The following is a 256-nucleotide window of genomic DNA, read 5'->3' on the forward strand; positions in this document are numbered from 1 at the left end:
ACCCCCGACCACTCTCTGACCCTCTTTGATAAAGGTTTTTATGCGCTGGGTCTGCTGCACGCCTGGCAGTCGGCGGGAACGGAAAGACACTGGATGTTGCCGCTGCGCAAAGGGGCACAGTACCGTGTTGTCCGTAGCTTAGGGGCCGGGCAGGAGTTGGTGGAATTACAGCTGTCGCCGCAGGCGAAGAAAAAATGGCAGGGTGCTGCAGACACACTGACGGCAAGGCTTATCAGCAAAGAACTCAACGGAAAAA

1 pseudogene is annotated in these 256 nt (G+C 56.2%); it reads left to right on the forward strand.

The window, feature by feature from the left end:
• Nucleotides 1-256, forward strand: a pseudogene (locus FD744_RS25280) (IS4 family transposase); the annotation flags it as partial.

The organism is Pantoea sp. Taur, assembly GCF_009830025.1.
Classification (GTDB): Bacteria; Pseudomonadota; Gammaproteobacteria; order Enterobacterales; family Enterobacteriaceae; genus Pantoea; species Pantoea communis.